Source organism: Enterococcus aquimarinus (assembly GCF_001885765.1).
Taxonomy (GTDB): Bacteria; Bacillota; Bacilli; order Lactobacillales; family Enterococcaceae; genus Enterococcus_I; species Enterococcus_I aquimarinus.
On record NZ_JXKD01000002.1, the window covers coordinates 1 to 13,788 of the forward strand.

The following is a 13,788-nucleotide window of genomic DNA, read 5'->3' on the forward strand; positions in this document are numbered from 1 at the left end:
ATTTTTGGTCTAACTTTTGGGGGTCGCTTCAAAGTGAAGGGCAGTCTTTTTTACGTTTAAGGAAATCTTACTTTGCTAAACGATAAATCGCGTCAGCGTAGATAACTGCTGCACGGAATAAATCATCAAGACTCATAAACTCATTGGCTTGATGCATGGTATCTGTAAAACCTGGGAACATTGCGCCAAAAGCGACACCGCGTTTTAATAAACGGCCATATGTTCCACCACCGATAATTTGTTCGTATCCTTTTTCGCCGGTATGCTCTTCATAAACAGCTAATAACGTTGCAACGAGGGGATCTTCTACTGGCACATAGTGGGGACCTGAATGTTTTTCATCCACTTTTAGGGTTGTCACATATTGACCAATTGAATCCGTGATTCCAGCAGCTAATTGTTCTTTCCCGGTTCCTTGCGGGTAACGGAAGTTAAAGTTGATATAGGCCCCTTCTTCTCCTGCTACAAATTCAAATAATCCCGCATTCATTGTCAGTTTGCCCATTTTTTCATCTTCATAAGCAACCCCTAATTTTTCGCCATAAACATCTAAGTGAATATGAGCAGCTACTGTCAGGTAATTTTTTGCGCCGCCACCAAAATCAAATTCATTTAAGAAAGTAGCTAAATACGTTGCAGCATTGACGCCAGCTTGTGGACTCGCACCATGGGCACTTTTTCCGATTAATTTAAATGAAACGACTGTATCATTTAGTTCCGCTGTACCAGAAACACCTGATTTTTCTAAATAAGCATGATAAGCTTCTTTTAAGGATTCTGCTTTTTCAACAGAAGGAGCCGTTACAACAGCTGTTACATCTTGGGGAACCATATTTGGTCTTAAGCCCGCTTTAAACGTTTTTAACTCGTAAGATCCACCATTTGTACTAGCAAATTGAGGTGCGACAGAGATATTACCTTTTTCGCCATTAATAATTGGGAATTCTGCATCCGGTGCAAAACCAAAGTCTGGCATTTCTTCATGTTCAAAATAATAATCCATGTCTTTCCAAGTGCTCTCTTCATCGGAACCCACGACAAAACGAATTTTTTTCGACACTGGTAAGCCAAGTTCTTTAATAATTTTTAGCCCGTAATAGGCAGCCATACTAGGTCCTTTATCATCTGAAGAACCTCGAGCATAAATTTTATTATCTTTAATCACTGGAACATAGGGATCAGTATCCCAACCATCACCTGCTGGCACAACATCCATGTGACCAAAAATCCCTAAAATCTCTTCGCCTTCACCGTATTCAATATGACCAGCATAATTATCTACGTTTTTTACGACAAACCCATCGCGCTCGCCATAACTTAACATGTGTAATAAAGCATCACGAGGACCCGGACCAAATGGCGCATCTGCCGTTATTTTATCGTCTTCACGTTCGCTTTTCACTTTTAAAAGTTCTACTAAATCATCTAATAACGCTTCTTTGCGTTGATCGACTTCTTGTTGCCAATTCACTGTCATCTTTTTCCCTCCAAATGATCGTTTCTATTATTATCATACCACTTCTGTTTTCAAAAGTGGGTATTTTCCATCGAAAAAAATCGTAGGACAGTCACTTTTACAAGCTTGTCCTACGATTAACTAATCTGTTTAATTAACGACGTAAAGCTTCCACGTCACGTGCAATCACTAATTCTTCATCTGTTGGAATTAAGAAGACTTTGACTGTTGACTCTGGTGTAGAGATTTCTAATTCTTCTCCACGCTCTTTATTTTTCTCTGCGTCTAATTCACAACCAAGCCATGTTAATTTACTCATGATGTTAGCACGTGTTGCAGAATCATTTTCTCCGATACCTGCTGTGAAGACAATCGCATCGACACCGTTCATCACTGTCACGTAGCTACCGATGTATTTGCGAATGCGATCCGCAAAAATATCTAACGCTACACGAACTTCTTCTTTATCCATGTTGTTTTCTAAATCACGCATATCACTTGAAATACCTGATAATCCTAGTAAACCAGATTTTTTATTTAAAATATTAATCATTTCATTAATATCGATATCTAATTTCTCCATTAAATATGGTAAAACAGATGGATCGATATCGCCAGAACGAGTCCCCATTGTGACACCAGCAAGTGGCGTGAAGCCCATTGAAGTATCAATTGATTTTCCACCTTCAACAGCGGTAATAGAAGCACCATTTCCTAAATGACACGTAATAATTTTTGTTTCTGCAAGTGGTTTGCCTAACATTTCAGCTGCACGTTCTGAAACATAACGATGACTCGTTCCGTGTGCACCATATTTACGGACACGTAGCGTTTCATAGTACTCTCTTGGCAAGCTGTATAAGTAGTTTTCTTCTGGCATTGTCGCATGGAAAGCTGTGTCAAACACGGCTACGCTGATGATGTTTGGTAGTAAATGTTTAAATGCACGAATTCCCATTGCGTTCGCTGGATTATGTAATGGCGCAAAATCTGCCAAAGCTTCGATATTTTTTAGCACTTCGTCATCAATTACGACTGAGCGATCGTAGAATTCTCCACCATGAACCACGCGGTGACCAACACCTGTGATTTCGTCATATGTTGCTAAGATTCCTAAATCAATTAATTGATCTAATAACATTTTAACCGCAACATCATGGTCTGGAATATCAATAATTTGTTCGAATTTTTGACCTTCTCCATACTTAATGGTAAAGATTGAATCGTTTAATCCGATACGCTCAACGATTCCTTTCGCGATAACTGTTTCTTCTGGCATCCCATAAAGTTGCCATTTTAAACTTGAACTTCCAGCATTAATTGCAATAGTTTTAGACATGTTTTGTTCTCCTCAATATTCATTTTATATTTTTAAATCCGCAAAAATAATTTTACGCTTTTTAAACGAGACTAAATATTTTCTTTTTTCCATTTCGCTACTTGTTGGAAAAATTGATTAATCTTTTGTGGATCTTTCAACGTCGTCAGTTGAGCCACCAGAATTTCTTTTGCTTGCTGTGCTTTAGGACCTTTATTTTGTAAGATTACAATACTTTTTCGTGATGCTTTGTGTTTAAACAACTCATCTGGCAATTGAATAATCCCTTGTAAATAAGCCGTCTTACCGAGCCATTCTTTAAATCGATCACTTTGATCACTTTCTAAGAAATTACTTGGCAGTAAAAATAACCCAATACCATCTTCTTTTGTCTTTTTCATTCCTTGTTCTAAAAGGAGATGATGGGCATACGTATGACCCGTTTTGGCTACCATTTCAAAGGATCCCGCAATTGAATCAATCGGATAATACCCCACTGGTAAGTCACCGACCACCACATCAACTTGCGTATCAAATGATTGCTGTAACGCATCTTGATGATAAAATTTCGCGTCTGTTTGAATCCATTGACTTGTTGCCGCCGCGATGGCAATTAACACTTCATCATTATCAATCCCAATACCGGTAACATCATAACCAGAGAGCGCTAAATTCGTTAATAAGGTTTGTAACAAATTGCCAGTCCCTACGCTCGGATCAAAAATCGTTAGGGGTTCTTTCTTATTTGAATAGAATTGCTCAATTAAATAGACAAATAAAAAACCGATACTATCTGGCGTCAGTTGATGGTTGGCTTGTACGGGTTCTTTTTGCGTCCCTTTTAAGAGCAACAACTGCGCAAGTTTACGGATTTCTTCTGCTTCTAGCTTTTGTTCTTTTAATACTTGATATATTTCTTGGAGTCTTTGAACGGTTGGTTCATCTGGCGTTCCTTCAAGCACTTGAATCTGATAGTCATCTAACAGGTTTTCAACTTGCTCGAGATAGGCATCAAAAAAAGAAGTTTGTAAGGCCTTCTGTAACAATTCAATGGCTTCAAAATTCAGATGAAAGCTTGTTTCAACCTTTTCCACTGACATAAGACACCTCATTTCAATTAATCACTATAACAACTTATATTCCTGTTTAATTTTAGCTGATTTTTCACAAATAATCAACCGCTTGTACCTATCAATTTTATTTTCTCTTTTTTATCAGCAAAAAAAGAGAAAATAGAGTCTTTATAAAGTAAGATGACTCTTCTTTCTCTTTCTCATTTACGATTTGTCGTATGATTTTCGTCTAACGAAGGGGCTTGCATCTTTTGAATTAAACGAGGGTCTTCTGTATCATTCTTGCTTGTAATCTGTTTACTTTCGACAGTCTCTTCTGTCTCGTCTTGTCCGTCAACTTCTTCAATCACTACCTCAAACTTTTTCTGATAGTCTGACGTGGAGGCAGTCATGAGTAAATAGGGTGCTTGATAGACATAACTGACGCTGCCTGTACTATAAAAGATTTCTCCTGAAGACGCACGTTGTGCTGGTGGAGTTGCGACATACTCTGCTAAAAAAAGTTCTTTCATGATGGCCATTTCATAGTACCGCTTGCTTCTTCCGGTAAACAGCGTTGTAATTCGTGCGTTTTGGGCCATTGATAAAAACAAGAGACTTAGCAAGCTAATCGTTAAAATGGCTAAGATAAATACACTACCTTGATACTTGCGGGATTGTCCATTGACCACTTTTTATCTCTCCATTTGTAAAAGTAATTGTAAATAAAATCGTTTCCCCTTGTCGTTCAAAGATAAGATTTGTAACTTGCGTCAGTAAAGGCTCCACTCCGCCATTATCACTTAAATAAACCGCTTGTTTGTCTTGGCTTCGTTTAATCGCAAACGTCACTTGCTTGCCTTCATGTAACTTTGTTCGATTGAAAATCAGTTCGCTTTTTCCAACACTTTTGAATGTTCCTAAAGTAAACTGATTTTCTAATTGGACTAAAAAAACATGCCACTCCAATTCTTGCCGCCCCTGAATCCGTCGATTGATTTCCTGGCTTTGCGTAAATACACCTGATAACATTAAAAAGATCAAACTAAGCATACTTAAAGTGGCCAAACACTCTAATAAGGTGAAGCCAGCATATTTAGGGGAAGTGTTCAATTCGGATGTGCTGGTTTTCTTCGGTACTTTCGACATAAAATAACGTCTCCAATTGATAATTTATTTGATACTTTCCTCCACGTGTTAATGAATACGCACCTGATTTTTGCTGTGTGTTGCGCGCCTTTGAGATTTCTTCATACAAGACACGGTATTGTTGCAGCTCTCGTTGTTGCTGTTCACTCATCATTAGAAACTGAAGACTCCCTTGATAAAAGTAAATCACGGCAAATGAGATCACGGCAAAGGCAAGCAAACTTTCAAGAAAGACCACACCATCGTGTCGATTACTTCGTCGGTGAAATTTGTTTTTCATAATGTCCTTTCCCAAACAAAAAGGAATAGAGCACTTCTATTTGCTCATTTTTCCAAGTAAAGAGAATTTTCCGCGAAATCCCCATATTCCCTGTGTCTTTACTAAATCGAATGAGTGGAAAGTCACTGACTTTTAATACAGGGGGAATCGGTAAGATGATTCGGTATTCGTGATCTAAGTCAAATACCAAGCGGCGTTCTCCTTCTGCTTCTCGATAAAATTCGGTAAATTCATCTGAAAAAAGGGAAGATTGCTGCGTTAATAAGATATTTTTTTCAAATTGATTCAGAAATTGATACACGGTTACTCTTTCTTGCACTCGTGGCACAAACACAATCGAGACACTGGCAAAAAGACTAACGAGTAACAAGACGAGTAGCATCTCAATTACGGTATAACCGTCGTATTTCTTATGCATGTTATTTCCCTTTGATGTATTCATTATAGAGGTCTTGCTTTTTGGTATCCCCTTTAATGAGGTTATCCTTGATGTATTCTTCTGTGACTGGCTTTCCGGTAGAGAACTCTTGTAATTCAATTTGGGTTTTCATTGACTCTACAATTGCGTGATTGCCTTTATCCAACACAGTATCTTTTTCTTGCGCTAAATTTGGAATAAATAACAACACAAGGACACTAATGATCAATAAAACAATCATCATTTCCACTAAAGTGAACCCAGCATGTAATTTCTTTTTCATTCTAACATCCCTCCGATATTTCCATAAATTGGTAAGAACATTGCCACATAAATGGCCACAATCACTACAGCAATCAACACAAAAACGATTGGTTGAATTAAACGAATGGTTTGTTCCATTTTTGCAACGATTTTTTTCATCAATAATTGTTGATAGATTAACAATTCGTCCCCTAATCTTCCTTTGATTTCTCCTTGAAAGACAATCAGTGAAAACTCCGGGGTTAAAAAAGAATAATGGGATAACTGATCCGTGAGTAAAATCCCTTCTTGTAAGCCTTGATTGATTTCTTGGGCTAGTGCGACCATTAAGGTTTGATTGGGTAATAACACTAAGATGCTGAGTATTTGCTTCATTTCAAATCCTTCTTTGAATAATTTGCCCCACTCTAAAGAAAAATAACTTGTTTGATATAGCGTATAGAAGGAGCCTACAAAAGGCAGTCGACTGATGAATCGCGCTTTTGCTAAAATCGATTTTCTTTTAAAATACCATTGAATGATGAGTGCGACTAGAATCATCCCTAGAAGCCCTATCCCTAGAATAATGGGACTATAACGCATCACCCAAATTCCCCAATGATCGGCTTGTACCATATCTGATGCTAAGAGTTGCGGTAATAAAATATAACGCATGCTTAAAAGCATCCCGGAAGAAAACACGAGTAAAACGATCGGGTAACTAATGATTTTTTTTAATTCTGCGGTTTGTTGATTCATGATCGTTAACTGTTGCGAGATATTTTGTAATGCTTCGACTAAGTTGCCATGGACTTCTGCTAGTTGAATTTGCATCACTTCTTGGGTCGTAAAGCCCATTAAATCAAAACATTCCGCTAAAGATTTACCGGTACTCAGGGCTTCCGTCATGATCGTCAATAACTCTTGTGAGAACGATTGACTGCGAATCATCACGTGCAGACTTTCTTGAATACTAAAACCATTTTCGAGGAGTAAAACAAACATTTCTAAAAATTGGTACCTTACTCTCAACCCTTTTTTCATATGATTTCGCACTCGCTTTTAATCCGTTGATAGCGAACTTCCCAAGGCTCACTCACGCATTCTGTCATAAAAAATTCATACGCCAACAACGCTTTACTTTGAGCGTCGCGCGTAAAAAAGAGTTGCTGGTAGATGACACCCATTAAACAATTTTCTAACTCTGTACTACTTCCAACTAAGTCGATGATCCGGCTTTTTGTTTCCTCGACTCCTTTTGCATGAATGGTCGCAAAGACTTTATGTCCCGTTAATGCCGCCCGAATAGCCGCTTTAGCCGTTAATTCATCGCGTATTTCCCCTATGATTAAGACGTCCGGGCGATGACGTAACGATAACTTAATTAATTGATCATAGGTTTGATGAATTTTGTCATTCGTTTGAAGTTGCAAAAAATGAGGTGCTTCAATTTCAACTGGATCTTCAATGGTAATCACTTGGCCTTTCATTTGTTGCGCTAAATAGTACATAAAAGTTGTTTTCCCTGAACCAGTTGGACCACTAAATAAATAGAGTCCCATTTTTTGCTTCATATTTTCATAGATGACTTCGACGTCTGTGGGATAAAAATAGCCTAATTGTTGCTCTTCAATCTGATGTAAAAAACGGACAACTAAACTTTCTTTTCCTCGATAATCGCCTACCGTTGATAACCTGAGACGTTGCTCGCCTTGATTCAAGGGATACGTGATTGCACCAAGTTGGGCTTTTCTCTTCTCTCCGACATCCATTTCACCTAAATATTTAAAGCGTGCAATCAATTTTTGGGCGGTCTCGACACTCAACTCATTATTAAAAGGAATCATTTGATGGTCTTTCCGATAATAAACCGCGACACTTTCATTTAAAAAATAAATGTATAAGTCTTGCATGCGTTGTTCAACACCATAAGTAATTAGTTCATCTGAGATCGTTTCAATTCGTACCACATCTTTATCCTCCCTTCATCGATAAATTTACGCAAACGAAGCGTCTTATTTTTTGAAGAAATAAAAAAAGAGGCAAATTACTTTTCCTCTTCGTTCGATGATGGCTCGCAAATATCCCTTCCCTATGAACGACAAAAAGCCAAAAATCGGATGACAATCCTTTTCTGGCTTTTTAATAGTCGTTTATTCAGTTTTTAATAGCTAACGCCTAGCACGTTGGTAGCTTTACTGATAAATAAAGAATTCCCCAATTGGCGTTTTGGTTTTCAGGTCTCCTTGTTTCGTTAAGATAAAATGATCCATTTTTTCACTATTTGTCATGACGACAACGACATCGGTTTTCTTTCCTGCCGCTTTGACCTTCGCCAAATCCATTTCGGCTAAAAGTGTTTCTGGTGTTACTTGGTCGCCCACTTGAACTTTTACCGTAAACGGCGTCCCTTTTAACTCAACGGTATCCAACCCCATATGAATTAAGATTTCGGCTCCAAGTGGTGTTAAAATACCTATCGCATGTTGCGTTTCAAAAATACTAATCACTTCACCTGTCACCGGCGCATAAATCTTGCCGTCCGTTGGTTGTAATGCAAAACCTTCGCCCATTATTTTTTTGGAGAAGACAGGATCTGGTACCTCGTCTAAGGCAATGATGTTTCCATTTCCGGGAGAAAATAATAATTCTTTTCGAATATTTTTTTCAGCATTCGTGGTTAACTCTGCCACTGATTGTTCAACTGGAACCGAAGCTTCCGTAGACGCACCACTCGTTGCGACTTGCGCTTCTTTATTAAAAATGCCTTGTTTTTCAAAGAAAATCGTTAAGAAGATTGGCACAACGACTGCAATCGCCATGGCAATTGCGAAGGATAACCAACCGCCACCTTCTGTTCCATTAATGGCCAAAATCCCTGGCAAGCCACCAACACCGATCGCATTTGCTCGAACACCCATAATATTGTTGAACATCGCCGCTGTACCTGAACCAATCATTGCGGCTACAAAAGGATACACATATTTTAAATTAATCCCAAACATCGCGGGTTCCGTTACACCTAAATAGGCTGAAATCATCGACGGAACCGATACTTGTTCTTCTTTTTTGTTGCCACGGTGTAAGAAAATAATAGCCAACACCGCTGAGCCTTGAGCGATATTCGATAAAGCAATCATCGGCCATAAGTTTGTCGTATCATACGTGGCAATCAACTGCATATCAATCGCATTCGTCATATGATGTAACCCCGTAATCACTAGTGGAGAATAGAGCATGCCGAAGACGAAACTAAATAGCCAACTAAAGGAAGAAGTTAACCCCGCATTTACCACTTTAGAAATCAAATCTCCTAACCACCAACCAACTGGTCCTAAAACAGCATGCGCGACTAAAATCGTCGGTAGCAAGGCAAATAATGGTACAAAAATCATTGAGATTGCTTCTGGAATACGCTTTCTAAAAAATATTTCTAAATAGGCAAGTAAGAAACCTGCTAACATCGCTGGAATCACTTGCGCTTGATAACCAATTTTATCCATTTGAAAGAAGCCGAAATCCCAAAACGGAATATCTGCTGCAGCGGTTGTTCCGACAGAATAAGCATTTAATAATTGAGGAGAGACGAGTGTAATTCCGAGAATAATACCTAAAATTTGGGTTGTCCCCATTTTACGAGTGATACTCCAAGTAATTCCAACGGGTAAAAAGTGAAAAATCGCTTCACCTGGTAACCATAAGAAGTCATTGACCCCATTCCAAAAAACCGAACGCGATGCCAACGTGGCTCCATCAAAATTAATTTCACCTAAGACATTTCGAAAACCTAAAATAAGTCCACCCACAATAATTGCTGGAATAATTGGCGTAAAAATTTCAGCTAAGACAGCGATTGCTCTTTGAAACGCATTTTGATTTTGTTTCGCTAAATTCTTCGTTTGTTCTTTAGAGACACCTTCAATACCAGAAACGGCCGTGAATTCATTGTAAAAAGTCGAGACATCATTCCCAATAATAACTTGAAATTGCCCCGCGTTCGTAAACATTCCTTTGACACTTTGGAGCTCTTCAATCGCTTTTTCATTTGCTTTTGAAGGATCATTTAACACAAACCGCATTCTTGTCGCACAATGAGTGACTGCTGCAATATTTTCTTTTCCACCAACAAATTCCAAGAGCTTTTCGACATCTGCTTGATATTTCCCCATATCCTCTCTCCTCCTAAATTGTATATACATGTTTAGTACAGTTTTATCATAGCGGTATTTGATTTTTTTTGCAAGCGTTTTTATTTATTTTTTATCGAACTACCCCTTCTACTTGTATTCCCTTACATTTTCATTTATCATACTTGTATAGACAAGATGAAAGGAGCCGTTAACGCATGGTGTATTTAAGACTCTCAAGAATTAAAACGCAATGGGAAGCTGCTTTAAGTAGTGGTGAAAGTAAACTGTTTGAGACATTCGATTTCTTACAGGTTACGCGTTTACAAAGCTGGTTAGAAAAAAAACAAGTAATGGGTGGGTATTTTTTAGAGAAGGTATTCTTTGAACATCAACACAAGAAAGTTGCACTGGATGCTTATTTGACTGAAACCTTAAACCGGCCTTTCGTCGTCAGTACGAAAGAAGGATGGCAACAACAATGTCAAGAACTCCCTTGGAAACTGACTTATGAAGGCTATTATCCAGGGATAGATGAATATTCCATCGAATCATTGTTAACTGTTGGCAATGGCTATCTGGCAATCCGAGGCACCACTCCTGAAATGAACATCAGTGACGATTGTTATCCAGGAACGTATCTGGCTGGACTTTATAATACGGTCGAGTCTCTCGTAGAATCAGAAGTGATCACGAATGAAGACTTTGTCAATATTCCTAACGCACAAAAAATGACCCTTTTGATTGACGGACAAGCCGTCGATTTTGCTCCTCATCAGTTGCTTTCAATGACGAGAGAACTCGATTTGAAAACAGGTCTCTTCCAAAGCTGGGCCACTTTCTCTTTTCCGGATGGCAAACAAATCGCCGTTCACACACAGCGTTTTGTCAGTATGGCTGCTGTTCAGCAAGTTCACCTTCGCTATACGTTTAAACCCCTAAACTTTTCAGGCGACATTTCGTTTGTTTCGGAAATAGACGGCGATGTATACAATTACAACGTCGCGCGCTACCGTAAATTAACCAAGCACCACCTGCAAATATTAGCGCTAGAAGCCAATCATGCTGCTTTTAGAATCAGTGCTCAAACCACGCAATCAAAACGTACGATTGTCCAACAAGGAATCTTACGAAGCCACGATGTTGCACTTGAGCAACTCGTAATTGAACAATCAGCGGACCAATTGCACCAAATCCTGCCCGTTTCGGCGATTAAAGGACAGTCATACACCTTTGAGAAAGTCATCGATATTTCTCAGTATCGCAAAGAAGATGAGGTGCCTTCTTTCCAATGGAAAGAGCATTTCCCAACGTTCGATGAGGCTTTTAGCGAATCCGTCAAAGCTTGGCAATTACTCTGGGATAAAGCCCAAATCGTCGTTCAAGGCGATTTAATGTCGCAAAAACTCCTAAATTTGCATACTTATCACTTGCTAACTTCGGCTTCACCCAACGGTAATCAAGGATTGGATGCCAGTGTCACGGCTCGCGGCTTACATGGTGAAGCTTATCGCGGACATATTTTTTGGGATGAATTATTTATTCTGCCCTTTTATTTCCTTCATTTCCCTGAAACTGCCAAAGAATTACTTCTCTATCGTTACCGTCGTTTAGCTCAAGCCAAACGCAATGCCCAAGAAGCGGGTTATGCGGGTGCTATGTATCCTTGGCAATCCGGATTGGATGGGTCTGAGCAATCCCAAAAAATTCATTTGAATCCTGTTAGCGGCCAATGGAAAGAAGATAACAGTCGCTTACAACGCCACGTCTCACTAGCGGTTGCTTACAATATTTGGCAATACTGGAATCAAACACATGATGCTCCCTTCATGCACGAATATGGGCTTGAAATGCTGTTAGAAATTGCCCATTTTTGGCAAAGCATCGCACGATTTGATCCCAACCATCAGCGCTATTCAATCGAAAATGTCATGGGACCGGATGAATTCCACGAAAAATATCCCTCTGCGCAAAAAGGCGGGCTCAAAAATAATGCGTATACCAATATGATGGTTGTCTGGCTCTTTGAAACTATCGAAACCTTAACCAATACTTTCGATGCTAAGATCCTCGACGAACAATTAAGCAAAATCAATGCTCCTAAAAACTTTCTTCAAAAAATGAAAGAAATCAAGCATCAGCTCTACCTGGAAATCAATGAGGATGGCATTATTGCGCAGTTTGAAGGGTATTTTAAGTTAAAAGAATTAGATTGGGCAGCCTATCAAGCAAAATATTCGAATATTTATCGTATGGATCGCCTTTTAAATGCAGAAGGGTTATCTGCCGATGATTACCAAGTGGCCAAACAGGCGGATACGTTAATGATTTTTTATAATCTTTCCAAGAAGCAAGTCGATCATATTTTAACAGATTTAAATTACACACTTCCGGAAGATTACGTTGAGCAAAATTTAGCGTATTATCTCGCGCGTACGACACATGGTTCGACGCTTTCTCGGATCGTGCATGCCCAACTCGCCGCCATTGTGAAAGATGATGTACTCACTTGGCGCTTATTCCAAGAAGCATTATCCTCTGATTATCATGACATTCAAGGAGGAACCACGGCAGAAGGCATTCACGCCGGCGTAATGGCTGCTACTTTATGGATTCCCTTAAGCACCTTTGCGGGTTTAGATTTGCGTCAAGGAACCGTTACGTTCCGTCCTCGCTTACCCGAGCATTGGGAAATGTTACGTTTCAATTTCACTTGGCGAAAAATTGATTTTCATGTCTGTCTGACGAGCAATTACCTCGAGATTACCAGCAGTCATGATTGTGAAATCGCCCTTTTTGAACAAACAGTCTTTCTACAAAAACAGCTGACCAAAATAGTACACTATTGAAGCACGTTCTCATTTCCTGTTTTATAAAATCATTCAGGAGGCTTCAGTAAGAAGAAATCACTGTGAGTTTGCTCGTTATTCACTGGTTTTTAGATTGTTATTTTGATTCAGCCGCCAATTGCAATCTCTGTTATTCCTCGCTATAATAGGTTCAAAGAAGGGGTTGCATATGAATAAATTCAAAGAAATTTTTTTAGACTTAGAACAAAAAATTTTGACAAAAGTCTATCCTCCTCATACGTTATTACCAAGTGAAAAACAATTAATTGATATTTACGGAGCTTCACGCGAAACGATTCGCAAAGCGCTCAATTTATTACGCAATGCTGGTTACATCCAAAAAAAACAAGGAAAAGGATCGATTGTCTTAGACTTTAGTCGCTTCGATTTTCCAATTTCAGGCTTAACGAGTTTTAAAGAATTACAAGATACGCAAAACATTCTCAATGAAACAACCGTTGTCACCTTAAAAAAAATTCCTGTGTCACTAGAAATCCACGAAGCTACCCAGTGGTCTTTAGAGGAAGAAGTGTGGCATTTGGTTCGCCAACGAAAGATTGATGGTGAGGTCGTTATTTTAGACACCGATTTCTTATTGACAAGCATTGTACCCGAACTGCCGAAAGAAGAAGCCGAACAATCAATCTATCATTATTTTGAAGAAGTATTGCACCTCGACATCGCTTACGCCCAAAAAGAAATTGTGGTTGAACCGATTACACAGCAAACGCGAGAATTGATGGATTTACTCCCCAATGACACACATGTCGTGGTTGTGAGAAGTCTTGTTTATTTAGAAGATACTCGCTGTTTTGAATACACCGAATCCATTCATCGCCTCGATAAATTTCGTTTCGTTGACTTTGCCCGTCGGAAAAAAATATAAAGCGTAGCAA

At 39.0% G+C, this 13,788-nt stretch carries 13 protein-coding genes; 2 read left to right on the top strand and 11 right to left on the bottom strand.

The window, feature by feature from the left end; translation table 11 throughout:
- Positions 1-67: 67 nt before the first annotated feature.
- From pepV to treP, 11 genes are all read right to left on the bottom strand, one after another.
- Positions 68-1,477, bottom strand: coding sequence for a dipeptidase PepV (pepV, locus tag RU93_RS01635; protein ID WP_071873879.1), 1,410 nt, complete (start codon positions 1,475-1,477; stop codon positions 68-70).
- Positions 1,478-1,610: 133 nt separating this feature from the next.
- Positions 1,611-2,795: an acetate/propionate family kinase gene (locus RU93_RS01640; RefSeq protein WP_071873880.1), complete on the bottom strand. Its 1,185-nt coding sequence runs from the start codon at positions 2,793-2,795 to the stop codon at positions 1,611-1,613.
- A 71-nt stretch (positions 2,796-2,866) separates the two neighbouring features.
- A complete protein-coding gene (locus RU93_RS01645) occupies positions 2,867-3,874 on the bottom strand; it encodes a class I SAM-dependent methyltransferase (protein WP_071873881.1) in 1,008 nt (335 codons plus the stop codon).
- A gap of 173 nt (positions 3,875-4,047) precedes the next feature.
- The gene (comGG, locus tag RU93_RS01650) at positions 4,048-4,518 is read right to left on the bottom strand and encodes a competence type IV pilus minor pilin ComGG (RefSeq protein WP_071873882.1); all 471 of its coding nucleotides are present in this window, start codon (positions 4,516-4,518) and stop codon (positions 4,048-4,050) included.
- Positions 4,484-4,975 carry a competence type IV pilus minor pilin ComGF gene (comGF, locus tag RU93_RS01655; RefSeq protein ID WP_071873883.1) on the bottom strand — a complete coding sequence of 164 codons (492 nt, stop codon included), beginning with the start codon at positions 4,973-4,975 and terminating at the stop codon, positions 4,484-4,486. Before comGF ends, comGG begins: the two co-directional genes overlap by 35 nt.
- Positions 4,923-5,255, bottom strand: a complete 333-nt coding sequence (locus RU93_RS01660) for a hypothetical protein (RefSeq protein ID WP_071873884.1) — start codon at positions 5,253-5,255, stop codon at positions 4,923-4,925. Before RU93_RS01660 ends, comGF begins: the two co-directional genes overlap by 53 nt.
- Positions 5,227-5,697, bottom strand: coding sequence for a competence type IV pilus minor pilin ComGD (comGD, locus tag RU93_RS01665; RefSeq protein ID WP_169818075.1), 471 nt, complete (start codon positions 5,695-5,697; stop codon positions 5,227-5,229). The genes RU93_RS01660 and comGD overlap by 29 nt, the downstream gene beginning before the upstream one ends.
- Positions 5,675-5,956, bottom strand: coding sequence for a competence type IV pilus major pilin ComGC (gene comGC, locus RU93_RS01670; RefSeq protein ID WP_071873886.1), 282 nt, complete (start codon positions 5,954-5,956; stop codon positions 5,675-5,677). The genes comGD and comGC overlap by 23 nt, the downstream gene beginning before the upstream one ends.
- Positions 5,953-6,960 (bottom strand): competence type IV pilus assembly protein ComGB, encoded by a 1,008-nt coding sequence (comGB, locus tag RU93_RS01675; RefSeq protein ID WP_071873887.1) that lies wholly within the window; start codon positions 6,958-6,960, stop codon positions 5,953-5,955. The genes comGC and comGB overlap by 4 nt, the downstream gene beginning before the upstream one ends.
- Positions 6,957-7,829 (bottom strand): competence type IV pilus ATPase ComGA, encoded by an 873-nt coding sequence (gene comGA / locus RU93_RS01680; RefSeq protein ID WP_071874119.1) that lies wholly within the window; start codon positions 7,827-7,829, stop codon positions 6,957-6,959. Before comGA ends, comGB begins: the two co-directional genes overlap by 4 nt.
- A gap of 282 nt (positions 7,830-8,111) precedes the next feature.
- Positions 8,112-10,085 (bottom strand): PTS system trehalose-specific EIIBC component, encoded by a 1,974-nt coding sequence (treP, locus tag RU93_RS01685; protein ID WP_071873888.1) that lies wholly within the window; start codon positions 10,083-10,085, stop codon positions 8,112-8,114.
- Positions 10,086-10,261: 176 nt separating this feature from the next.
- Here treP and RU93_RS01690 point away from each other — a divergent pair, with 176 nt between their 5' ends.
- On the top strand, positions 10,262-12,892 hold the full coding sequence (locus RU93_RS01690) for a glycoside hydrolase family 65 protein (protein WP_071873889.1): 2,631 nt from the start codon (positions 10,262-10,264) through the stop codon (positions 12,890-12,892).
- A gap of 169 nt (positions 12,893-13,061) precedes the next feature.
- Positions 13,062-13,778, top strand: coding sequence for a trehalose operon repressor (treR, locus tag RU93_RS01695; protein ID WP_071873890.1), 717 nt, complete (start codon positions 13,062-13,064; stop codon positions 13,776-13,778).
- Positions 13,779-13,788: the final 10 nt, after the last annotated feature.